The 24,700-nt window shown below is 44.2% G+C and carries 19 protein-coding genes; 17 read left to right on the plus strand and 2 right to left on the minus strand.

Annotated elements, in window-relative coordinates:
* The first annotated feature begins 176 nt into the window (after positions 1 to 176).
* The 8 genes from HQN88_RS30365 to HQN88_RS30400 all read left to right on the plus strand — a co-directional run bounded on the left by HQN88_RS30365 (position 177) and on the right by HQN88_RS30400 (position 10,554).
* The gene (locus HQN88_RS30365) at positions 177 to 1,664 is read left to right on the plus strand and encodes an FTR1 family iron permease (protein WP_173119334.1); all 1,488 of its coding nucleotides are present in this window, start codon (positions 177 to 179) and stop codon (positions 1,662 to 1,664) included.
* A 27-nt stretch (positions 1,665 to 1,691) separates the two neighbouring features.
* The gene (locus HQN88_RS30370; RefSeq protein WP_173119336.1) at positions 1,692 to 2,858 is read left to right on the plus strand and encodes an EfeM/EfeO family lipoprotein; all 1,167 of its coding nucleotides are present in this window, start codon (positions 1,692 to 1,694) and stop codon (positions 2,856 to 2,858) included.
* A gap of 18 nt (positions 2,859 to 2,876) precedes the next feature.
* Entirely contained in the window at positions 2,877 to 4,142 is a 1,266-nt protein-coding gene (gene efeB, locus HQN88_RS30375) for an iron uptake transporter deferrochelatase/peroxidase subunit (protein ID WP_173119338.1), read from the plus strand.
* A gap of 211 nt (positions 4,143 to 4,353) precedes the next feature.
* Positions 4,354 to 5,682, plus strand: coding sequence for a GTPase HflX (gene hflX, locus HQN88_RS30380; protein WP_173119340.1), 1,329 nt, complete (start codon positions 4,354 to 4,356; stop codon positions 5,680 to 5,682).
* Positions 5,683 to 5,713: 31 nt separating this feature from the next.
* Entirely contained in the window at positions 5,714 to 6,934 is a 1,221-nt protein-coding gene (locus HQN88_RS30385) for a methionine gamma-lyase family protein (RefSeq protein ID WP_420794138.1), read from the plus strand.
* A 95-nt stretch (positions 6,935 to 7,029) separates the two neighbouring features.
* Positions 7,030 to 7,440: a MerR family transcriptional regulator gene (locus HQN88_RS30390; RefSeq protein ID WP_047676992.1), complete on the plus strand. Its 411-nt coding sequence runs from the start codon at positions 7,030 to 7,032 to the stop codon at positions 7,438 to 7,440.
* 56 nt (positions 7,441 to 7,496) lie between these two features.
* The gene (gene glnA / locus HQN88_RS30395; RefSeq protein ID WP_173119477.1) at positions 7,497 to 8,825 is read left to right on the plus strand and encodes a type I glutamate--ammonia ligase; all 1,329 of its coding nucleotides are present in this window, start codon (positions 7,497 to 7,499) and stop codon (positions 8,823 to 8,825) included.
* Between the two features lie 490 nt (positions 8,826 to 9,315).
* The gene (locus tag HQN88_RS30400; RefSeq protein WP_173119345.1) at positions 9,316 to 10,554 is read left to right on the plus strand and encodes an aminopeptidase; all 1,239 of its coding nucleotides are present in this window, start codon (positions 9,316 to 9,318) and stop codon (positions 10,552 to 10,554) included.
* 70 nt (positions 10,555 to 10,624) lie between these two features.
* Here HQN88_RS30400 and lexA read toward each other — a convergent pair whose 3' ends face one another.
* Complete coding sequence (gene lexA, locus HQN88_RS30405; protein ID WP_056620907.1) at positions 10,625 to 11,242, minus strand: transcriptional repressor LexA; 618 nt, start codon at positions 11,240 to 11,242, stop codon at positions 10,625 to 10,627.
* Positions 11,243 to 11,386: 144 nt separating this feature from the next.
* Between lexA and HQN88_RS30410 the strand changes: the two genes are divergently transcribed.
* The 3 genes from HQN88_RS30410 (at position 11,387) to HQN88_RS30420 (ending at position 12,954) form a co-directional block, all read left to right on the plus strand.
* Complete coding sequence (locus HQN88_RS30410) at positions 11,387 to 11,788, plus strand: LysM peptidoglycan-binding domain-containing protein (RefSeq protein ID WP_246320544.1); 402 nt, start codon at positions 11,387 to 11,389, stop codon at positions 11,786 to 11,788.
* A gap of 144 nt (positions 11,789 to 11,932) precedes the next feature.
* Positions 11,933 to 12,118, plus strand: a complete 186-nt coding sequence (locus HQN88_RS30415) for a DUF896 domain-containing protein (protein WP_056620911.1) — start codon at positions 11,933 to 11,935, stop codon at positions 12,116 to 12,118.
* 41 nt (positions 12,119 to 12,159) lie between these two features.
* Entirely contained in the window at positions 12,160 to 12,954 is a 795-nt protein-coding gene (locus HQN88_RS30420) for an HAD family hydrolase (RefSeq protein WP_173119481.1), read from the plus strand.
* Between the two features lie 77 nt (positions 12,955 to 13,031).
* Here HQN88_RS30420 and HQN88_RS30425 read toward each other — a convergent pair whose 3' ends face one another.
* Positions 13,032 to 13,571, minus strand: a complete 540-nt coding sequence (locus HQN88_RS30425; protein ID WP_171630840.1) for a 1,2-dihydroxy-3-keto-5-methylthiopentene dioxygenase — start codon at positions 13,569 to 13,571, stop codon at positions 13,032 to 13,034.
* Positions 13,572 to 13,789: 218 nt separating this feature from the next.
* On the opposite strand from HQN88_RS30425, the gene metH reads away from it, so the two are divergent.
* The 6 genes from metH to HQN88_RS30455 all read left to right on the plus strand — a co-directional run bounded on the left by metH (position 13,790) and on the right by HQN88_RS30455 (position 24,683).
* A complete protein-coding gene (gene metH / locus HQN88_RS30430) occupies positions 13,790 to 17,227 on the plus strand; it encodes a methionine synthase (protein WP_173119347.1) in 3,438 nt (1,145 codons plus the stop codon).
* Positions 17,228 to 17,327: 100 nt separating this feature from the next.
* A complete protein-coding gene (gene rnz, locus HQN88_RS30435; protein WP_173119349.1) occupies positions 17,328 to 18,257 on the plus strand; it encodes a ribonuclease Z in 930 nt (309 codons plus the stop codon).
* 306 nt (positions 18,258 to 18,563) lie between these two features.
* Positions 18,564 to 21,812: a discoidin domain-containing protein gene (locus HQN88_RS30440; RefSeq protein ID WP_173119350.1), complete on the plus strand. Its 3,249-nt coding sequence runs from the start codon at positions 18,564 to 18,566 to the stop codon at positions 21,810 to 21,812.
* Positions 21,813 to 21,958: 146 nt separating this feature from the next.
* On the plus strand, positions 21,959 to 22,732 hold the full coding sequence (locus tag HQN88_RS30445) for a GNAT family N-acetyltransferase (RefSeq protein ID WP_173119352.1): 774 nt from the start codon (positions 21,959 to 21,961) through the stop codon (positions 22,730 to 22,732).
* Positions 22,733 to 22,749: 17 nt separating this feature from the next.
* The gene (locus HQN88_RS30450) at positions 22,750 to 23,670 is read left to right on the plus strand and encodes a lysophospholipid acyltransferase family protein (protein WP_173119354.1); all 921 of its coding nucleotides are present in this window, start codon (positions 22,750 to 22,752) and stop codon (positions 23,668 to 23,670) included.
* A 17-nt stretch (positions 23,671 to 23,687) separates the two neighbouring features.
* Positions 23,688 to 24,683: a metal-dependent hydrolase gene (locus HQN88_RS30455; RefSeq protein WP_173119356.1), complete on the plus strand. Its 996-nt coding sequence runs from the start codon at positions 23,688 to 23,690 to the stop codon at positions 24,681 to 24,683.
* Positions 24,684 to 24,700: the final 17 nt, after the last annotated feature.

The following is a 24,700-nucleotide window of genomic DNA, read 5'->3' on the forward strand; positions in this document are numbered from 1 at the left end:
CAATTAACTTATTTAAGTTGATTGGCTTTTTTTCGTATGGGAAGAAAGTAATTGACAGTTGTGAGGATCGGAGTAAAATAAACAGAGTAATTATTTTAGTGATAATGATTATCAATATTATTTATAAATGCGTGAGGGAAGGTAACGTATTTACCACTCCAAAGGAGTTGACAGGAATGAGGAAAGTCATTTTATCCAGTTGTATTGCACTGCTATTGTTTCTTTCAGTGCCTATACTCGTCAGTGCCAAGCCTCAGGATGATCTAGCCAAAGAAGATGCAGGTATCGTGAGTGCAGTTCAAGCAGCAGAAAGCGGTAATATTGAGCAAGCGACGAAGTTGTTCGAAGCGTTTCAAATCAATTGGCTGAGTTATGAAGATGGCATTAAAGAGATCTCCTTAGCGGCTTATCAGAAAATTGAAGGGGCCATGGGCGAAGCATCCTTGCAAACGATGAAACAGCCGGTCGATGCTCAGAAACTTGCAGCAAAGCTAAAGGATTTACATAAGTTGAACTCTTATTTCATAGAAGGCGATCTTACTGCGTTTGGGTCTTCAGCGAAGAGTGACAGCACGGTCACAGTAGCATCACTAGTTACATTGTTGGAGAAAGCATCCAATCAAGTGAAGGAGAAGGACATAGAGGGAGCTTCCGACAGTATTCAAACTCTTCGTAACTCATGGCTGCTTATTGAGGGAATCGTGTTGACACAGTCCTCAGCGGTGTACTCATCTATGGAACGCGACATGGTAACAGCGTATGCACAGTTGTCTGCTACTCCTCCTCAAGCACAAGAAGCAGCTATAACAATTGCTCGTATGCATGCTGATTTACAACCCATGGCGGCAAAGACAAGCTACAGCATGTTTGATGCCACGACGATTATCCTTCGGGAAGGGCTAGAGGCCTTGCTAGTTATTATTGCATTACTCGGATTTCTCCAAAAGGCAGGACATGAAGACAAGAAGAAATGGATTTGGTTTGGTGTTTATGGCGGACTCATACTCAGCTTGGCGCTTGGAATTGTGGTTCAACAGTTATTTTCGGCTAGCGCTTTTGGAAATAATAATTTTCTAATTGCTGGGTGTACAGGGGTTTTTGCCGCTCTGATGCTTCTGTATATGAGTTATTGGCTGCATAGCAAGTCAAGTATTTCGAATTGGCAGTCTTATATTCGTAACCAAAGTGTAAAGGCGTTGGCAACTGGCAGCTTAGCATCACTTAGCTTACTTGCCTTTCTTGCTGTGTTCCGAGAAGGGACAGAAACGGTTCTATTCATGATCGGGATGGCATCCTCGATTTCTTTGGCTTCATTGCTTAGCGGAATTGGGATTGGTGTAGGTTTGCTGCTTATTATTGCCTTTCTGATTCTGAAGATCGGAGTGCGTATCCCAATGCGTCCTTTTTTCTTAATTTCCAGTGTATTTGTTTTCTATTTATGCTTCAAATTTGCAGGAATGGGCGTTCATGGTCTTCAATTGGCTGGTTATTTGCCTGCAACGACAGCAGATTGGCTGCCAAGTTGGGATGCCGTTGCATTATATCCTACTTTAGAGAGCGCCATCCCGCAGTTCCTCTTGTTGCTTCTTGCACTCCTTGCTGTGGTAAGGGATCGTCTTAAAACTATTTCTAACCGAAATATGTCAATAAACAATAAATCTTAATTTAGAGAAAAGTGGAGGAATTATCCCATGAAAAAAAGCCAACAACTTATTATCTTAGCAGCAGCAACTACGCTTGTTCTCGCAGGTTGCGGTAAATCAGAGCCAACCGAAATTGCTAAAGTGCCATTTAAAGAAGGTTCGACGACTTTAGTAACAAGTGTCGATAGTCTGAAGGGTCAATTAGATGCTTCTAAAGTTAAAGATGCTAAGAAGCTTGCTGATCAGCTGCAAGATCAATGGGCAAGCTTCGAGGATGAAGTAAAGCCTAAATTCCCTGAACTATATTTTAAAGTTGAAAAATTTTTGACACCGCTTGAAGCAGGATTGAAAGAAGATAAACTGGATTTCCCTACATTAACAGCTTTAAATACGAATTTAAAAGCGGCGTTGACGGAGCTGACCACTTCTTTTGCAGAGAACAAAGGAGCTGTTAATAAAGACGTCATTGAAGCTTCTGCTGCGCTTAAGGATGCCGCCAAGGCATACAACAAGTATGTGCAAGACCAAGGAAACCAACTTGTGACATTGCTCGATCAATTGAACACTGCCGTCAAAAGTGGTGATATGAAAAAAGCGACAGAAGCATATGGACTAGCTCGTATGCCGTATGAGAGAATTGAGCCAATCATCGAAACGTTCAGTGAGCTGGACGGTGTGATGGATGCGCGTGTGGATGATTTTAAAAACGAGAAGGATCCTGCTTTTACAGGGTATCACCGAATTGAATACTTATTGTTTGTGAAGAAAAACATCAAGGATGCAGAGCCATTTGCTGCCCGTTTGCTTGAAGATGGTAAGAAAATGCAACAAGCCATTGCGGCTACTACGATTGCTCCTACCGATTTTATCGCAGGTGTCGGGGAATTGATGGAGGAAGCGCAATCCAGCAAAATTACAGGTGAAGAAGAGCGTTGGAGCGGTGCGACAGTACCAGTAATTCGCGCAAACGTAGAAGGTGCCCAAGCGATTTATGATCTTGTAAAAGTGGAATTGAAGAAGAAAGATGCGGCTTTGGATGAGAAGATCAGCAAGAGCTTAGCAACAGTGATCGAAACTATGAACACACTGTCACCGGTTGGCCCAACTTGGAATGATTTCAGTAAACTCGAGCAAGCCAAACAAGTTGATTTGAAAAATAAATTAGAAGCATTGGCTGAGCCGCTTGTGAAAATGCCGGGGACGCTAAGCAAATAGAGAAATGAGGTGTGCGGTATGTCGGACAAAATGAATCGTCGAGCCTTCTTAGGAATGACCGCAGCGGGGGCAGCAGGCGTTGTTTTGGGAGATTTGCTGGGGAAGGCGCAAGCCGCACTGCCAACCAATAAAGCTGCCGCTACCACAACCAATGAGACGCTGGATTTCTATGGTTCCCATCAGTCGGGAGTTGTCACTCCGGCACAAAATTTTGCTAATGTAGCGGCTTTCGATGTAACGACCAACGATGCGAAAGAACTGCAAGCACTGTTGAAGCAGTGGACGGAGATGGCGGCATCCTTGATGGCGGGGAAACCGCTGGCTGTTGAACCTCAGGATGCGGCTTTTCCGCCAACGGATACCGGTGAGCAGCTGGGTCTTGATACAGGTAAATTAACACTTACATTTGCCGTAGGCTCTTCTCTTTTTGAAAAGGATGGCCTTGACCGTTTCGGTCTTCGATCCCGTAAACCGGCAGGATTGACTGAGATGCCAATCTTTCATAAAGATTCCTTACAGGATCAACTAACGCACGGAGACATCGTCGTGCAAGCGTGTTCTGACGATCCGATCATCTGTTTTCATGCGATTCGCAACTTGTCTAAAGCAGCTAGGGGCGTTGCTCATTTACGTTGGCAGCAAACAGGTCAACTTGGTGTGAAGGCGCAAGGGACGAAACGGAATTTATTTGGATTTAAGGATGGTACAGCTAACCCTGCTTTACAAGATGAGTCTTTTATGAAAAACAACGTATGGATTGATTCTAACGATAGGGATAGCGCACCGTGGTTAGCTGGCGGTACCTATATGGTTGTACGTCGCATTCATATGCGGATTGAAACGTGGGATCAACAAACTTACGCCGATCAAGAAGAAATTATTGGCCGCCAGAAGGTTTCCGGGGCACCCATGGATGGTACAGCAGAATTCGATACGCCGCAGTTTGCCGCAGACGCCGAAGGCAAGGTAACAGCTTTAGATTCTCATATCCGTTTATCTAACCCACGTACGGGGGAGAATTCGGAGCGCGAACGGATCTTACGGCGTGGATATAATTTCATGGAAAATCTAGACAGTGTTGGTCGAATCAATGCAGGGTTGTTGTTTGTGTGTTTCAATCGGAATATCCAAACTCAGTTCGAATCGATTCAGAAACGCTTAACGAATCCGAAAATGCCGGATCAGATGCTGGCCTATACGGATACGACAGGCGGCGGCTATTTTGCTGTATTGCCAGGAGTTCATGCGAAGGGTGCTTATCTGGGCCAAGCTTTGTTTGAGTGAAATAAGGTTGAAAGAGCAGGGTTGTTCCGCGAGTAGCGTGATCTACTTGGGTGACTGCCCTGTTTTTTTGTTAGCAAGACCGTTATAATCGAATTTTCCTGCGCATCAAATTGACTTTCCTAAACATTTCCTCCACAATGATGAAGGAATAGGCCAATTTGGCCTTATTTCGGTCATTTTAAGCATTTTGAAGGAAGTAAAGGAGACGACTATGAAAACAACTTCACATATGGTAGAAAAAGAAATTGACGACAGAGCGGTGCTCGTTAGTTTGATTACACAGAAGCAAAAGAAGAATGAGCTGCTGGCCGAATATTCGTTGCAAGAGCTTGTGAAGCTGGCTGAAACTGCTGGCGTACAGGTGCTGGAGACGATGACACAGAACAAAGAAGCTAAGGATACCAAATGGTTTATTGGGAAAGGGAAAGTCGAAGAGTTAAAGTTGATGCTGGAAGAGCTTGGTGGCAATACAGCAATCTTCGATCAAGAGCTCTCAGGTGCACAAGTTCGTAATCTGGAAGCAGCGCTTGATGTGAAAATTATTGATCGTACGCAGCTCATTCTGGATATTTTCGCACAGCGTGCCAAAACGCGTGAAGGGATTATTCAAGTTGAACTGGCACAGCTAAGTTATCTCTTACCGAGACTCTCAGGGCAAGGCAAAAACTTATCGCGTTTGGGTGGCGGTATCGGTACTAGAGGACCAGGGGAATCGAAGCTTGAAACGGACCGTCGGCATATCCGCGGGAGAATTGATGAACTGAAAGCGCAATTGGAAGAAGTGGTTCGTCATCGAACTTTGCATCGGGAACGCCGCAAGAAAAGTGGTGTATTTCAAGTAGCGTTAGTTGGGTATACCAATGCAGGGAAATCTACGTTATTGAAACAATTAACACAAGCAGACGTCTATATTGAAAATCAACTTTTCGCAACCCTAGATCCGACGTCCCGGACAATGACATTGCCAAGCGGCAAGGAAATCGTTCTCACAGATACGGTAGGCTTTATTCAAAATCTACCCCATGATCTAGTCGCTTCGTTCCGTGCTACGTTAGAAGAGGCGAATGAGGCAGATTTGATTCTCCATGTGGTGGATAGCTCCACGGATATGCGGGGCGAGCAAATGCGTGTTGTTGGAGAGGTGCTGGAACAGTTGGGCGCCCATCAGAAGGAACAGATTACTGTCTTCAACAAAATTGATCTTATCTCCAAAGAAGAGCGGGAATTGCTAACTGACCAAGGTGAGTTCATGAAAGTGAGTGCATACACACCTGAGGATTTAGAACATCTTCGTAATACGATCGAAGGTAAACTGATGGGTGATAGCAAAGAATTCCGCATTCCAGCCAATAAAGGGGATGTCATTGCCCTCATGTATCGTATTGGTGAGGTACTTGAGACCGATGTGGATGGGGAAGACATGATCTTCAAGGTTCGTGTGAACAAGGAGGATTATGTGAAGCAGGCTTATTTGTTGGTAGATTATGATCAATCTTCAGCGAAGCCAGAGCAGGATGAGAACGAGGGAGAGAGCAACTAAGATGCATTTCGGGGAACAAGTAATGGCTAGAATGGAGAGGGCGGAACAGCGAGTAGAGAGCGCTTTTCGTCAAATTGAGAAAACGATCGATCTTAATCAATGGAAGGTCATTCGTGCTTTCCAGACACATAAAGTAAGTGATTATCATTTTGCTTCTTCAACGGGTTATGGCTACAATGATCGAGGCAGAGAAGTGCTTGATCTTGTCTATGCAGATGCAATGGGAGCAGAAACAGCACTTGTTCGCCCCCACTTTGTATCGGGCACACATACCATAGGTACCGCTTTGTTCGGCGTTTTGCGTCCTGGCGAACATCTACTTTACATCACAGGTAAGCCCTATGATACGTTGCACAAGGTCATTGGCAAGCCTGGCGACGGCACAGGCTCCCTACAAGACTTCGGCATCGGCTACAGTGAAGTCGCACTGCTAGAGGACGGTTCGCCGGATTGGACGGCAATCACGACAGCGATCCAGCCGAACACGAAGGTGATCGGCATCCAACGTTCACGCGGCTATTCCTGGCGGCCGTCGTTCACAGTTGAGCAAATCGGGGAGATGGTCCGATTTGTCAAAGAAATCAACCCAGAGCTCATTGTCTTCGTGGACAATTGCTATGGTGAATTCACAGAGCCGCAGGAGCCGACGCAGGTTGGCGTCGATCTGATGGCCGGCTCGCTGATCAAAAACCCCGGCGGCGGCATCGCCCCTTCGGGCGGCTATATCGCCGGGCGACGCGACCTCGTGGAGCTCGCCGCGTACAGATTGACCGCCCCCGGAATCGGGGGCGAGGTCGGAGCCATGCTCGGCGCGACGCGAGCGATGTTTCAAGGGCTATTCCTTGCCCCGCATCTGGTGGGGCAGGCCGTCAAGGGCTCGGTCTTCGCGGCAGCGATATTTGAAGACCTCGGTTTTGTCAGCTCCCCGCGCTGGGATGCGCAGCGAACGGACTTGATTCAAGCGATCCGCTTCACGTCGGCGGAGCATTTGATTACTTTCGTGCAAGGCATTCAAAAGGCGTCTGCTGTCGATTCACATGTCGTACCCGAGCCTTGGGACATGCCTGGGTATGAGAATCCTGTTATCATGGCAGCAGGGACGTTCATTCAAGGTGGCAGCTTAGAACTGTCTGCGGATGCTCCAATTCGTGAGCCATTTATTGCATATATGCAAGGTGGCTTGACCTACTCACATTGCAAGTTAGGTGTACTAACGGCCATCCAACATATGGAAGACAAGGGATTACTGTGAAAAATTAAACTGTGAACAAACCTGACACTCCTTGACACGTTTTTGTTAGAAAGGTACAATGAGAATGAGGTACTTACTGACCAGGAGTGATTAGCATGAGTGATGAAATACGTAGAAATATGGCGTTATTCCCCATTGGGATCGTCATGAAGCTGACAGATTTAACAGCACGACAAATTCGTTACTATGAGCAACACGAGTTAATTATCCCAGCTAGAACAGCTGGAAATCAACGGCTCTATTCGTTTAATGACGTGGAACGTCTTCTTGAAATTAAAGATTTGATTGAAAAAGGTGTGAACATTGCGGGTATCAAGCAAGTTCTTATTCCTGTGGATAAGGACTCAGAGGATGCAACAATTCTAAACGAGCACACCGAAGTGAAACGGAAAGAATTAACTGACTCTCAATTGCACAAAATGCTTAAGCAACAATTGATTGGCGGGGGCAAACGTCCGGATCAAGTTTCCTTAATTCAAGGACAGTTGTCCAGATTTTACAAGTAAAGTCGGTTGTTAAATCGCTTAACATTTGAGAGGAGAATGCACACGTGAGCTATAACATTAACTATTCCAAAGAAGATATTCTTCGCATTGCTAAAGCTGAAAACGTTCGCTTTATCCGTTTGCAATTCACAGACTTGATGGGAAGTATTAAGAACGTTGAAATTCCTTTGAGCCAACTTGAGAAAGCGCTTGATAATAAAATGATGTTCGATGGCTCTTCCATCGAAGGCTATGTGCGAATAGAAGAATCGGATATGTATTTATATCCAGATCTAGATACATGGGTTATTTTCCCATGGGTAACGGAAAGCAAAGTCGCTCGTTTGATCTGCGATATCTATATGCCAGACGGTACTCCGTTCCCTGGAGATCCGCGTGCGATTTTGAAAAATGCGTTGAAGCATGCAGAAGATATGGGTTACACAGCAATGAATGTTGGACCTGAGCCGGAATTCTTCTTATTTAAAACAGATGAAAAGGGCAACCCAACAACTGAATTGAATGACCAAGGTGGTTATTTTGATTTGGCGCCAATGGATCTTGGGGAAAACTGTCGTCGTGATATCGTACTTACGCTAGAAGAAATGGGCTTTGAAATTGAAGCTTCTCACCATGAAGTAGCGCCAGGACAACACGAAATCGACTTTAAATATGCAGATGCGATTAAAGCGGCTGACCAAATTCAAACCTTCAAACTGGTTGTGAAAACAGTAGCTAGACAGCATGGTTTGCACGCAACATTTATGCCGAAGCCATTGTTCGGAATGAATGGTTCTGGTATGCATTGTCACCAATCCTTGTTCAAAGGTGAGACGAATGCATTCTACGATGAGAGTGACAAGTTAGGCCTAAGCACGGTTGCAAGACAATATATGGCTGGTGTACTTCGTCATGCGCGTTCGTTCGCTGCAATTACGAACCCAACTGTTAACTCATACAAACGTCTAGTTCCTGGTTATGAAGCACCATGCTATGTAGCTTGGTCTGCTAGTAACCGTAGTCCAATGATTCGGATTCCTGCTTCCCGCGGTTTAAGTACACGTGTTGAAGTTCGTAACCCGGATCCAGCAGCTAATCCTTACCTAGCACTAGCTGTTATGCTTGCGGCTGGTTTGGATGGTATTAAGAACAAAATGCAACTTCCTCCGCCAACAGATCGCAACATTTATGTGATGACGGAAGAAGAGCGCGAAGCTGAAGGCATTCCAAGCTTGCCTCTTAACTTGAAACAAGCTCTAGACGAATTGCTTCGTGACGATGTTGTCTGCGACACACTTGGTGAACATGCTCTCGCGCATTTCTATGAGTTGAAAGAAATTGAGTGGGACATGTATAGAACGCAAGTTCACCAATGGGAGAGAGATCAGTATCTGTCTCTGTACTAATATGAATGAAACCCTCGGCGCTGTAAGCGTTGAGGGTTTTTCTTTTTAAGCAGAATGGCGGGGGAAATTTCTGGGTGGAGGAAATATTGTGAATCTCCCGTGTTCCCAACAAATAAATGGATTATATCCAGTTAAAATTATGGGTTTTCCCTTCAACCGCAGAATAGATGGATTTCCTACAGTTAGTTTTAACCATTTTATTCGATCTGGCCAAAAGTGAGAGAATTACCTACATGTTTTCCATCTAATTCAATTTTTCGAGAAAAATCCTCGTAAATAGCTGTATATTTTCCAGTTACTGCATGACGAAAACATGTATATTGGAGGTGAGACAATGCCAGAAGTCTCCTTATCGATTGCTGTTCTCGTTACATTGCCAACCTCTAAGGGGGTATTGTATGATAAGAAGGACTCATACATACGTAATGCCCGTCACCCTAGTATAGAATGTGCTGATGGGCTTTTTACCGCGAAGGAGAATAATTGAACTATGGACAATTTTGAACGAAATTTAGAGAAGTACGCTGAGTTAGTAATCCGGATCGGTGTTAACTTGAATAAAGGGCAAGATTTGTTGGTTGAAGCTCCTATCGAAACATTGGATTTAACGAGACTAATTGTACAGAAAGCCTATGAGGCTGGTGCGAATTTTGTCCATGTCCATTGGCAGGATGATGTTGTTACTCGGAACAAGTTTGATTATGCATCCGAAGCGTCAATGGATTACTACCCGGAGTGGTATACGACGATGCTCGAACGTTTTGTTGAAAATGGTGGAGCTTTACTGAACATTAAGGTGCCGAATCCGAATTTATACGAAGGCATTGATGCTAGCTTGATTTCAAGAGCTTCCAAAGCCGCATCAACGGCAAGAGCCAAATATCAGCACTATGTTCGTACAGGTGAGTTTAGCTGGTGTTTAATTAAAGCGCCAACAGAAGCCTGGGCTTCGATCGTGTATGCAGATCTTCCGGAGGAGCAGCGTATTCCTGCGATGTGGGATGCCATTTTCAAAATCAACCGAGTATATGATGAGAATCCCGTTGCAGCTTGGCAATCTCATTTGGATACATTGAAAGCTACGCATAGCTTATTGAATGAAAAAAGCTATAAAGCTTTGCGTTATCGAGCTACAGGTACTGATTTACGCGTCGAGTTGCCAGAAGGGCATATTTGGCTAGGTGGAGATAATGAGAATGCTCGGGGTATCCGTTATGTAGCGAATATGCCGACGGAAGAAGTGTTCACCATTCCAAACCGGACAGGTGTTAGCGGTACGGTAGCGAGTACTATGCCTTTGAATATTAATGGTGCCTTGGTGGATCGATTTACCTTTACGTTCGAAGAGGGGAAGGTTGTGGACTTCCAAGCCGAGGTTGGTTATGACCATTTGGCACGTTTACTAGATATGGATGAAGGCGCGAGGTATTTAGGTGAAGTTGCACTCGTACCGTTCGATTCCCCGATTTCCAATTTGAATCGTATATTTTACAACACAGGTATCGACGAGAATGCTTCATGTCACTTGGCTTTGGGGAGCTGCTATCCCATTAATTTGAAGGATGGTACTAAGTTGTCGAATGCAGAGTTGAAGGCTCGCGGTGGGAATAGCTCCTTGATTCATGTGGACTTCATGATTGGTTCTGCGGAGCTTGAGATCGACGGGGAACTAGCTGATGGGACGATCGAGCCGATCTTCCGTGCGGGGAACTGGGTTTTGACGTTTTAAACAAAAAAAGCAAGGCTCTCAAGTGTACGCACACTGGTGAGGGCCTTGCTTTTTTTGTTTTCTACCGTTATTACATATCCCGGAACAAGCCAATTACTCGTCCAAGGATTGTTACATTCTTCAATAAAATAGGTTGTAAAGCCGAGTTCTCAGGTTGAAGGCGAATATGATCCTTTTCCTTGTAGAAACGCTTAACAGTCGCTTCATCATCTTCCGTCATCGCGACAACGATATCGCCGTTATTCGCTGTTTGTTGTTGTTTAACGATGACATAGTCGCCATTATGAATACCAGCTTCAATCATACTGTCACCCATAATGCTAAGCATGAACACGTTGTTATCACCAACCATACTTGAAGGAAGTGGGAAATAATCTTCGATATTCTCAGTGGCCGTAATAGGAACACCAGCCGTTACTTTACCAACAAGGGGAACACGAGCGACGGAGACTGCGAATTGAGACTCGGCACCATCAAGCCCTAGGATTTCAATAGCACGCGGTTTGGTTGGATCTCGACGAATCATCCCTTTTTTCTCAAGACGCTCCAAATGGCCATGTACGGTAGAACTAGAGGCTAGTCCAACAGCTTCGCCGATTTCTCGAACGGAAGGCGGGTAACCTTTATCTTTCACTTCGTTCTTAATGAATTCCATTATTGCTTGTTGACGCTGCGAAATTTTACTCATAAGATATCACTCCAATACTGGGAATCATTACCCAAAGTATAACATAGAACCCGAGTTCGTACAAACATAAGTTCGAGAAATGGTTGACTCAAACATGTGTTCGTGTTATTCTAATACCAGAACAAATGTTTGGGGGATGATTTTATGTATATGGCTTATTCACAATCGAATGGAAGAACAACACTTCAAGGTACTGCTCATGCATCCAAAGGGATGACAATTAAACGGGGTTATGCGAAGCTACTACTTCGTTTCTTAGTGATAGCAGTAATTCTTGGAACAGTGTTCTCGTTCGGTGCGATCGTACAAGCCTATGCAGGTGATGGTACTGCTACCGTGACCATACCGATTACTTCCACACAACCATCAGCTAAAGCCACTCCAAACGAGAAGATCGTTGTTCAAAGTGGTGATACGCTTTGGGAGATTGCAAATGCTCACAAAAAGAAGGGTGAGAACACGCGTTCTTATGTTGAGAAATTGAAAACAGTTAACCACTTGTCGAGCAGTTCATTACAAGAGGGGCAAGTTCTATTACTTCCTTAATGAGCTAATTCTTCGTTCACTATATAGATGATTGTTTGAGACATAGCCGTCAGTTGCTATGTCTCTTTGCGTTGTAACCTTGACAATCCTAATCGGTGATGGCAAAGTAGTACTCATATTGAAATTTTGACTGGGAGGATTACAATGAGTGACAGCATGGATAAAACGATTGAGCGAATCAATGAACTAGCTCGAAAGGCGAAGACAGTTGGCCTAACGGATGCAGAGATTGATGAGCGAAATGAGCTAAGGAAAATCTATATTAATGCATTCAGGGGTAACCTGAAGGTTCAACTAGATTCCATTAAGTTTACTGACGAAGAGAAATAAGCCTACTACAATAGATATTACATTCAAAGGGGAAATGAATGATGACGTTGAAAGCTGTGCTTTTTGATTTGGATGATACGCTGTTATGGGATGATCGTAGTGTCGAAGAAGCTTTTGCTGCAACATGTGCAGAAGCGGCGAAGCAAGTCAATGGGTTAAACCCTGAGGAATTAGAAGCATCTGTTCGTAAAGAAGCAAGGGGTTTGTATGAATCCTTCGAGACGTTCCCATTTACCAAAATGATTGGGATTAACCCGTTTGAAGGACTATGGGCTAACTTCACGCAAGGCGAGGACGAAAACTTCCGCAAATTAGAGAAGCTAGCACCTGGCTATCGTACAGAATCTTGGACTAGAGGGCTTGCAGGTCTAGGGATTGAAGATCGTGAGCTAGGGTACAAGCTGGGTGAATTGTTTGCAGCCGAACGCCGCAGTCGTCCCTATGTATATGAAGAAACTTTCCGCGTACTAGATGCGTTGAAAGGCACGTACAAGCTTCTGCTTTTAACAAATGGATCCCCGGACTTACAAAAAGAGAAATTAGCAGGAGTTCCTGAGATTGCTGCTTACTTTGATCATATCGTGATTTCTGGTGAATTTGGACAAGGGAAGCCAGCGGCGGCAATCTTCAACTATGCCTTGGGTTTACTTGAAATTAATGCGGAGGAAGGCATTATGATCGGGGACAAACTGACGACAGATATTTTGGGATCGGGAAGCATTGGTATGCGTAACATTTGGATTAATCATCATGGGCTTCAAAGTGGTGATGAGATCGTACCTGCTTATGAAGTGACGCGTCTTCAAGATATTTTGCCTATCATCAGTAACGGTTAGTCTCGTATAGAAATAAAGCCCAACAGCTACTTCGGACGCTAGGTCTGAAATGCTATTGGGCTTTATTATGTTACTTATTAAGCTTTGATAAAGTCTGGATCATCAATGTTGTAAGCAACCCAGCCATCTTTTTCGATGAAAAGGCGAACAGCGACAATTTCACGGTTATCCATCAAAGTGAAGAAATGATTCGTATTCTCAGGAACAGAAATGACATCCCCTGGCTCAAGTTCAACATCGAAATAACCAAGTTCTTCGGATTTGATGATGAAAATTCCTTTTCCAGAAACGATAGCGCGGATTTCATCTTCGGTGTGTGTGTGCACTTGTTCGAATTTTTTCAAAAGCTCTTCAATATTAGGGGTTACATCAGATAGGGAGATGACATCCCAAATTTCATATCCGCGTCTAGCAGCTAGATCTTTAATTTCAGCTTCGTACGTGGAAATGATTTCTGCCTTCTCTTCATCGCTAAGAATGAATTTCTCGCGAAGTGCTACAGGAAGTTTGTTCGCATCCCAATGCTCGTATACGACTTCTTGACTATCTAAGAAGGCTTTAACTTCTGCTTCGCCTTCAATGCGCTCATTGGTATTCCGGATTCTAATTTGTGCCACGTTACATCCCTCTTTCATTAAATAAATATAACCATATTATAGAGGATAACAAGCTAACTGTCGATGGAAGGATATAAATTTTTCCGATAAATCCTATAGGAATTTATCATAATTCAAAATCTTTTCATAGAAGCCGTATTCTGTTACACTAAATCTTAACATAATTTGTCGTTTTTTTTTGAATTTTGCGTAAGGAAAAGTTGAAAGGGAGTCTTGCCATGAAGAAACCACCGATTCAAGAACAGCTTAAGAAGAAGATTATGATCCTAGATGGTGCCATGGGTACGATGATTCAGCAAGAGGATTTGACTGCTGACGATTTCGGAAGTGATGACCTCGATGGGTGTAATGAAATTCTATGTGTCACACGCCCAGATGTTATTCAAAAAATTCATGAAGCTTATTTCGCCGCTGGCGCTGATATGATAGAAACGAATACATTCGGTACGACGAGTGTCGTGCTGGCGGAGTATGATTTACAAGACCGTCATCGGGAGTTGAACATCGCCGCTGCGAAATTGGCGATTGCTGCCGCTGAGAAATATTCGACGCCAGAATGGCCGCGTTACGTTGTAGGTGCAATGGGACCGACGACCAAGACTTTATCTGTGACAGGTGGCGTGACGTTCGAGCAACTGGAAGAAAGCTACTATCAGCAAGCACTTGCACTTGTCGAAACAGGCGTTGATGCCATGCTGCTGGAAACATCCCAAGATACGCTGAACGTAAAAGCGGGCAGTATCGGGATTCGCAGAGCTTTTGAAACTTTAGGCGTAGAGCTTCCGATTATGATCTCGGGTACGATTGAACCGATGGGGACAACACTAGCTGGTCAAAATATCGAATCTTTTTATATTTCCCTGGAACATTTGAAGCCAATTTCGATGGGGTTGAACTGTGCGACAGGACCTGAATTTATGCGGGATCATATTCGTACACTTTCTGGAATCGCAGATACAGCCATCAGTTGCTATCCGAATGCAGGGTTGCCTGATGAGAATGGGCATTATCATGAGTCTCCAGAATCTTTGGCCAAAAAGATGGCAGGCTTTGCTGAGCAAGGTTGGCTCAATATTGCCGGTGGTTGCTGCGGAACGACGCCTGAACACATTCGGGCAATGGCAGAAACACTTGCGAATTACAAACCAAGAGGGGAATACGGTTCACATCCGCCTGCGATTTCAGGTATTGAGACTGTTTATATCGAGCCGGAGAATCGACCTATCATGGTTGGAGAACGGACGAATATCTCCGGATCTAGGAAGTTTAAACGCCTTATTAAAGAAGGCAAGTTTGAGGAAGGTTCTGAAATTGCTCGTAACCAGGTGAAAAATGGTGCTCATGTTATCGACATTAATTTACAGGATACGGACATTGATGAAGCTTATGCAGTAGAAGAATTTATGCAAGAAGTTGTGAAAAAGGTCAAAGTTCCGTTAATGATTGACTCCACTTATGATCACATTATCGAACTAGGGCTCAAGTATTCGCAAGGTAAAGCAATTATTAACTCGATTAACTTAGAGGATGGAGAGAGTAAATTCGAAGGAATTTTACCTCTGATTCATCGCTATGGGGCATCAGTTGTTTGTATCCTAATCGACGAGCGTGGGCAGGCGGTTTCCCGTCAAGCCAAAATCGAAGTAGCAACACGTTCGTATGAGCTTCTTACTGGTAAATATGGCATGAACCCGGAGGATATCATTTTTGATCCGAATATGTTCCCAGTTGGGTCAGGAGATCCGCAGTACATTGGCTCTGCCGTGGAAACAATCGAGGGGATCAAGCTGATTAAGGAGAAGTACCCTCTAGCTAAAACGATTCTAGGACTAAGTAACATCTCATTCGGTCTACCGGATGCGGGGCGTGAGGTTCTGAATTCTGTTTATTTGTACCATTGTACGAAGGCGGGACTTGATTATGCCATTGTAAATACGGAGAAACTAGAAAGGTATGCGTCGATTCCTGATACAGAGCGTCAACTAGCAGAGGAACTCATTTATAATACGAATGATGACACCTTGGCGCAGTTCGTTGCCCATTTCCGTGAGAAGAAGGTCGAGAAGAAGGAGAAAATTTCGAATCTATCTCTGGAAGAAAGATTGGGTTCTTATGTTGTTGAAGGCACGAAGGAAGGTTTAATACCGGATTTAGAGATTGCTCTTCAAACGTATTCACCGTTAGAGGTCATCAATGGGCCACTTATGAAGGGGATGGAGGAAGTTGGGCGTCTGTTCAATGGTAACGAACTTATCGTAGCTGAGGTACTTCAAAGTGCTGAGGTTATGAAAGCATCCGTTAATTTCCTAGAGCCGTTCATGGAGAAGTCCGAGACTGCGGTGAAGGGTAAAATTATTTTGGCAACAGTCAAAGGGGACGTTCACGATATTGGGAAAAATCTCGTTGAAATCATCCTTTCCAATAATGGATACAAAATTATCAATTTAGGAATTAAAGTACCACCGGAGCAGATCATCGAAGCCTATCGCAAAGAGCAAGCAGATGCGATCGGGCTGTCTGGATTGTTAGTTAAATCCGCGCAACAAATGGTAATCACTGCGCAAGATTTACGGACTGCAGGTGTGGATGTACCGATTCTTGTCGGTGGCGCTGCACTTACACGGAAATTCACTAAAACACGTATTCAGCCGGAATATGAGGGTGTTGTTCTTTACGCAAAAGATGCGATGGATGGACTGGATATCGCGAACAAGTTGAGTGACCCTGAGCAGCGTAAACGGTTGATTCAAGAACTTCGTGAAAGTCTGGAATCCGATGTTATGGATACAGGGAAAAAAGAAGAGAAACTGCCACAGCTTACGCGTGTGAGTTCTTCCGCAGTTTCGAAGGATTTGCCTGTTCAGGTGCCGCAAGACACCGATCGTCATATTTTACGCGATTACCCAATTAGTCATTTGATGCCTTATGTGAACATGCAGATGCTATTAGGTCATCACCTTGGTTTGAAGGGCAAAGTAGAGCAGTTATTGAGTGATAAGGACACTAAAGCACTTCAATTAAAGGACACGGTAGATTCAATCCTTCATGCTGCACAGCATAACGGTATCATTAAAGCTCACGGCATGTACCGTTTCTTCCCAGCGCAATCGAACGGGAATGATGTCATCATTTATGATCCGCAAGATACGAGCAAGGTGCTGGAGACATTTACATTCCCGCGTCAAGATAAAGAGCCTTACCTCTGCTTGGCTGACTATTTAAAATCTGTTGAAAGCGGCGAGATGGACTATGTTGGATTCCTACTCGTGACAGCTGGACATGATATTAACGAATTGGCCAAAGAATGGCGTGACAAAGGGGATTATTTGAAATCCCATGCATTGCAGGCGACAGCGCTTGAAGTAGCGGAAGGGTTTGCAGAACGTGTTCATCACATTATGCGTGATGTTGTTGGTATTGCAGATCGTGTTGATATGACGATGCAAGAAAGATTTGGAGCCAAATATATCGGACAACGATTCTCATTCGGGTATCCAGCTTGTCCTAATCTGGAAGATCAAGCGAAGCTGTTTAATCTGCTGAAACCTGAGGATATCGGCGTTGAGTTGACGGAGTCGTTCATGATGGAGCCCGAAGCTTCCGTATCCGCGATTGTATTTGCACATAAAGAAGCACGTTATTTTAACGTAGGATAAGATTGTGAGAGCGAGGCAGCGAGTTGGAACGATCATGTTCCGCGGCATCCTCGCTTTCCGTTTTGACGATGTGATATTGAGATAGAATGGGGTTTGTTTTGTGGACTTGTATTTTCTAGGAACGGGTGCAGGCATGCCCTCCAAACAACGAAATGTAACTTCAATTGCCTTGAATTTGTTAGACGAACGGGGCACATATTGGCTTGTTGATTGCGGAGAGGGGACGCAGCAGCAGATTCTGAACTCTCCCGTGAAGCTGGGTCGAACGGAGAAAATTTTCATCACTCATTTACATGGTGATCATCTGTACGGACTCCCAGGATTATTGACGAGTCGCTCCTACTTGGGTGGGGATACACCATTGACCTTATATGGTCCGCGGGGGCTCAAACAATTCGTAGAAACTGCGCTGGAAGTCAGCGGGGCTCATCTGACTTATACGCTACATCTTGTAGAGCTTGAGGAAGAGGGCATTATTTTCGAAGACGAAAGCTTTCTTGTAGAAACGGCTCGATTAGAGCATCGTATTGAATGTTTTGGATTCCGCATTGTGGAGAAGGATCAACCCGGCAAGCTTCTAAATGAAAAGCTGAAGGAACTCGGAGTTCCTCCAGGTCCGATCTACGGTCAGCTGAAGCTAGGGCATACCGTACAGCTTGAAGATGGCCGGACTATACACGGGCAAGATTTCTTAGGTGCTCCAGTCGCTGGGCGAGTGGTAGTTATTTTAGGAGATACGCGATATTGTGAGGGAGCGAAAAGGTTGGCAAGAGGTGCCGATGTTCTCGTTCATGAAGCGACCTTTGCTATGGATAAGCAAGAGCTGGCCTATGCCTTCGATCATGCGACCTCCACGGACGCGGCACGGACCGCGCAAGAGGCTGGAGCGAATGCGCTCATCATGACGCATCTTAGCTCGCGATATCAAGGAGAAAGTGTAACTGAACTGCTTCACCAAGCACAGCAAATTCACGCGAACAGTCACTTGGCAAGGGATTTCTGGAGCTTTGAGATACCGCGCAAAGTATAAAATAAGTAAGCTTCTCCTGTTAAGTACGACTGGGAGAAGCTTATTTTTGTATCCCTACGTCAATTTCCTGCGTTCACCTCATACACTAAATCAAACCAACGGAAATCGAGGTGAAGGTATGGAAATTACACTCGGTGAAGTGCTGCTTTCTATCTTTATATCCTCGATCTTTTTCATAATGATTAAGGAAATTAGAAAGTCGTACAAAGATTCAGAATAGTTAGAAGATTAGATCGTAAGCCCTATACGGAATGATAGGGCTTCTGATAAAATAGTTGTAAACGCTTCATAAATGGGGGGGTGGACATGACGTATCCGGTTTACAGAACGACTGTATACCATTTTGCCGTACTCATTATTATTTTTTTTATTATTGGAATTTTATGTATGTCAAGAGATGCCTATGCCTCTGAAATACCAGTTTCTCAGGGGAAATCTGCTGTAGCATCCTCTGTTACTGGAGCTACATATAGTGCAAGTCAAGCGGTGGACGGTTTCATTCATACGAAATGGGTGGCAAGTAATTCGCAACTGCCACAATCGCTAACAGTAGATCTTACGCAAAATGTACATGTTTCACGTGTTGAAACTGTGTTTGAGCATGTGAATAGTTCATATGCCTATAAGATTGAATCCTCGATGGATGGTATCAATTGGAGCCTTTTTGCAGATCGTTCTACGAATACAGTCATAAATTTCCCCTATTATTCCGATAGCGGTGATGTTCTGGCGAGATTCGTCAGATTGCAAGTTGTAGGCGTTGGCTCGCCTGGTGATCAAGCTAGCGTGTTTGATTTTCGTGTATATTCAACGAGTGAGGCTCTGACGCTTCTGTCACAAAATAAGACGACGGCTTCGTTATCTAGTTTTTCTGGTTCTTGGGGCTCTGATAAGGCTGTAGATGGTCAATTGTTATCAAGTTGGGCACCTAGTAGTACATCTTTACCTCAATGGCTGGTAGTGGATCTAGGGCAGTTGCGTAATGTACAACGATTTGAGACCACGTATTCAACTATACAAGATATCTATGGTTACAAAATTGATTTTTCCATAGATGGTATTACCTGGTATACCTTTACTGATCGAACAGGGAATATGCAGGCAGGAGATCCGCGTTATGTGGATGAAGGGAATGTCACGGCACGATATTTTCGATTAACGACAACGCGTGTTGCCTCAGGTGGGTATGCGAGCGTTGCAGAATTTCAAATATATGGGCCAGATGGAGGATTGAATAATAATCCCAATGGGCAAACGCTAACACGTCTGTATTTGGATGACGAAGGTTATAGCTTGCAACCAAGTGAAACGATAGCCAGTTACTTAACAGGGGTTTATGCGAATGGCCATACATTTACGATCCAAACTGGAGCCACTTATAGAATTGCTAATACTGCTGTGGCAACTGTTAATGCGAATGGCGTTATCACGGGAGTTGCTGCTGGCTCAACAACCATAACCGTAACGTATAACGGCCAATCAACATCAGCCAACATTACGGTTTCCTCAAATTTGGCAAATTTGAATCGCATAGCCTTCGATGCTTATTCGTATTCACTCCAATCTGGCACAACACGATCTCCTTATGTCATTGGCTATAAAAATGACAGCAGCACACAATCATTGACAACGGGTCTGACTTTTACAAGCTCAAATCCAGCGGTGGCTAGTGTCAATTCAAATGGAATGGTAACCGGTATTACGCCTGGCGTAACGACGATTACAGCATATTATGGCGGCTTCACAGCATCAGCGAGTGTGAGTGTGACAACCAGTGTTAGTCGAATAGAGGCAGATGAGAGTACCATCTACTTGGAAGTAAGTGGAACGCAGTATCTTTCCATACATGCCTATGATTCGCAATATCATGAAACTGAAGTAACCTCGAATACGAGTTTCACAAGTTCGAATTCATCTGTCGTTACTGTAAGTAGTTACGGTTATATCACGGGAGTAAGTGCAGGGAGTGCCATTATTACGGCAACATACAGCGGAATCTCGACAACGATTTATGTCACGGTAGGATTCAAAGACATACTAGCCCCTACATGGAATTATGGTGCGAATGTAACGGTAACGCCAAGTTCGGGTTCATCTGTCACTTTAACCTGGTCGGCAGCAACAGACAATGTTGGCGTCACTTCCTATCGGATATACAAAGATTCGGAGATGCTAACTACGGTGAGCGGAAGCGAGCTTACTACGCAATTATCAGGCTTAACGGCAGGTGCAAACATGAGTTTTAAAGTGGAAGCGGGGGATGTAGTGGATAACTGGTCCTCGACTGGACCCAGCGTTAGTTACATGTTAACAGGAGTTGTGAAGTCAACAGGTTCTCAGGCACTTCTCATTTCGTCTCAGCGTGTCCGTGAAGCAGCACCTGATGGTAGAATGCAATCCAGATTCTATGCCGATGAAGGTGAGTTACGGGAAGCATTCATCGCATTAAACGAGGGTAAGGCTTCATCTTTGCTGTTACAAATTCAAGATGATCACGATACGACAGTCGTCGAATTTGCATCCAGCGTGTGGAATGATTTGCAGAATACGAATGGAAGTATTCAACTAGATATGAATGCCATTCAGTTTACAATTCCATTGTTACTTTTCAAAAATCATGTAAGTGAAGCAGAAAGTTCGAATGGACGATTTGCAGTGATTGTTCGACATGAAGTAGGTCAACTTGCTGAAAAACTAAATGAAAAAGCTACAACGGAACAATCGTCTTTGCTTCTGACCAATCCAATTGAGTTCGAAATTCAAGCTGGCGGCGTTGCGATTCATCATTATGAGAACATGCACGTGGAGAGATCCATCGCTCTTCCTGGCACTTCTTACACTACCAACGTAACTGCGGTACGCTTGAATGTCGAATCAGGAGAGATTGCCTTCGTTCCGTCTATCTTAACCGGTAGCGATGGTGCTTGGAAGATGGTTATTAAAGACCAATACGGCGGATTATACACCATCATTCAGAAGGATAAGCATTTTGAAGATATGAGGGCGCACTGGGCTCGCGAGGACGTGGAAAAACTTGCATCCAAAAGGATCATTACTGGGGTCGATGAACAAAACTTCGCACCGGAGGAGGAAATCTCTCGTGCTGAATTTGCTACATTACTTATTCGAGCCCTTGGTATGGAAGTAAGCGTATCAGATCCTGGAGCTACTGGTTTTCGGGATATCAAGGAAAGAGATTGGTATTCACAAATGGTCAACATAGCGGCTAAAGCAGGTCTTATTGAGGGTTTTGAAGATGGCACTTTTCGTCCACTTCTTCAAGTGACTCGTGAGCAGATGGCAGCCATGATCAACCGAACCATTCAAATCACAGGAAGCCAGCAAGAAAGCTACGAACAAGATACAGTTCTTAATCCATTTGTAGATCAACATGCAATCGACAACTGGGCAAGGCAAGCAATGGCCTTCACCCTGCAAACAGGGTTAATACAAGGCGTCACTAAGACCCAGCTTAACCCTAATGCCTTCGCGACCCGAGCACAAGCGGCCGTCATGTTGAAACGGTTATTAATTTATTTGCAGTATATGAATTGATGAGCTCTACGAAAACAATTCGCCTTTGGCGGATTGTTTTTTTTATATGCTAAATCTTACAAATTCTTCACAACACGCAAATAAATCGAAAATAATGCTCTGTTAATCTAGAGTTATAAAACTCTAGTGAAGGGCGTGAGGACGGAATGAGTGGAGTATCTCTACAAACGGCGCCACAACCTGCGAAACTGATGTTAAAGCTGGCAAGTAACTCACAAGAAATCGAACAAGCAATGCGATTGCGTTATCAGATTTTCGTGGAGGAAGAAAAAAATTTGCGTCTACGGAATGAGAGTAAGTTGGAAATGGATGCCTACGATGAGTATTGTGATCACCTCATTGTCAAAGAACTAGAGTCAGAACAGGTGATAGGTACGTATCGTCTTCTTCCAGGTGATCGAGCATTGGATGCGATCGGCTTTTATTCAGAAACCGAGTTTGATTTGAATAGTTACAGTAATTTGAAAAGGCAGTCCTTAGAACTAGGGCGCAGCTGTATTGCGCCGGAGCATCGCGGCGGTAGAGCGATTGGTATGCTGTGGGAAGGGATTGCAAGTTATATAAACGATAGCCAATTTACGCATTTAATCGGTTGTGCAAGTGTGCACATCCCAACAATAGAGGAACTAAATGAGATTTACACACTGCTTCATCGCAAGCAAGTTTTGACGGACCGCTATGGGATCAAGCCTCTCGAGACGCATCGGATATCTGGGCTAGCTCAGATTGAGCTTGCTGGCAAGGAAAAGGAGATGTTTCGAAAGCTGCCTCCTTTAATGAAAGGCTATCAATGGCTTGGAGCAGAAATCGGTGGGGATCCCGCCTACGATGCGTTATTTGGAACAGTTGACTTTTTCATTGTTTTTCAAAAAGATAAAATAACAAGTCGGTACAAACGACACTTTCTGCCTGCAGACTAATACGAGGAGGACTTACCTTGTACGAATGGATTGCTAAACTTACTTTGGCTAATGGTCGACAAAGCCGTTTGGTGCACGTGTTGGCCATTTTCCCATTGTGGTTAATGTCATGTCTATGTGCTATGTTAGCGGCATTATTATGTGTAGCTTCGCGCAACGGGTTTCTAAAGCGTGTGGAACATAATCTAGCTGATCTCTTATCCCCGATTTCCAAACGGAAGTTAAGGTCTCTTAGAAGGCGCTATGTACGAAATGTTGTTTACTCGCTGTGTGAAATTTTGTTTTTGTCGAATCGCATGCAGGAGAAGGATTTTAAATTACAGGGTGAAGAACATTTGCATGAAGCGCAGCGAATGGCTAATGGAAAAGGTTTTATCATTTATGCGCCGCATGTAGGTAATTTCTTCAGTTATTATTGGTATTTTACGAAGAGATATAATTGTCTTACTGTTGCTTCTGCTGGAAGTCCTGAATTGTTGCCTTTGTACATGAAATTCGCTGAATTAGGATGTAAAGGGTTGGATTACGATCGTGTTCCTCCTCTGGAGTTGTATCGGACCCTGAAGAATCATGTGCAATCTGGTGGCGTCGTTTTCCTATTAGGCGATTTCTGGAGATCATCATTTCCCTTATCGAAATTATTCGGCAGAGTTACTCGAACACCTGAAGGTGCGGCGATGTTAGCACTTGAACAGAAAGTGCCAATTGTTCCTTTTTACGGATACAGAAAGCGAAATTTTAAGCATCAACTTATCGTAGGCCCTCCTTTAAACCTGCATGCCCAAACAGCTCGAGCTTCGCGGTCTGCTAGAGCAGATACGAATCTTATTCTAAATAACTTTATCGAACGGGTTATTCGTGAACAGCCGGCTTCTTGGTTTTATTGGTTTAATGCCCATGAGAGATGGGAGAATGTACATCAGCAAGTAAGAGCATAAGGACGGAGGGGTTCAGAATGGATTCAGGAAGCCACTTATTATTTGGCATTAGCCTTGCAGGACTTGCGTGTTTGGCACCTGGCGTTGTTCAAGAGCCAACGCTAGTTCAGGCAATTCTAGCAGGGACTTTAGTGGGGTCGTATGCACCAGATTTTGATACAGTAGCCCGCTTGCGAGGATATGGCAGCTATGTTCGCATTCATCGAGGTGTGACACATTCATTGCCAGCATTATTCATATGGCCGCTATTGATTAGCTTGCCGCTCGCCGCGGTGTTTGGTGTATGGGAGCATTATTTTAGCTTATTTCTGTGGACGTTTCTAGCAGTGGTCTGCCATGTTGGGTTAGACGCGTTGAATGTCTATGGAGTCCAGTGCTTGCGGCCTTTTACGAAAAAGTGGATTCATCTGGATACACTCTGTCTCTATGATCCTTTCCTGTTTGTCCTACACGCGGTAGGTGCCATTTTATGGTTTGTCGTTTGGCGAGGCGAGGCAGGCAGTCACATTGGTGAGATGTATGCGCTGATATTTGCGGCTACGATTTTGTATATTGCCACGCAAGCCTCTCAGCGGAAAGCCTTGGTGAAGCTTGTACAGAACGAGTTAAAGTTAACTACAGGCGTTTGTCGTCTTGTACCCAGTTTAAGTTGGTTTTACTGGCAGTTTATTTATGAAAGTGAGACTAGTTTTTTTCTAGGTGAACTTCGCTCAGGCAAGGTTATCGTCCTCGAGCAGTACAGCCGGAAGAATTACAATTCGCAGGGCTCTCATCCAATCGTGAAAGCAACCATGGGCACAGAAGGTGTACGATCATTTCTGCATTATGCTCAAAATATTTACGTGAGTTGGAAAGTAAAGAATGGCGGTTATGAGGTTCAGTGGCGAGACATTCGTTTCTGGCACAAACGGAAGTTTTCCTTCGGGGTGGACGTACACCTAGATGGTAATATGAATGTGGTGAGTGATCGGATCGGAATGGACAAAAAGGCATGGGACCCACCGTACGTGTAAAATTAGTTTTTACTGTC

The organism is Paenibacillus qinlingensis (assembly GCF_013204845.1).
GTDB lineage: Bacteria > Bacillota > Bacilli > Paenibacillales > NBRC-103111 > Paenibacillus_E > Paenibacillus_E qinlingensis.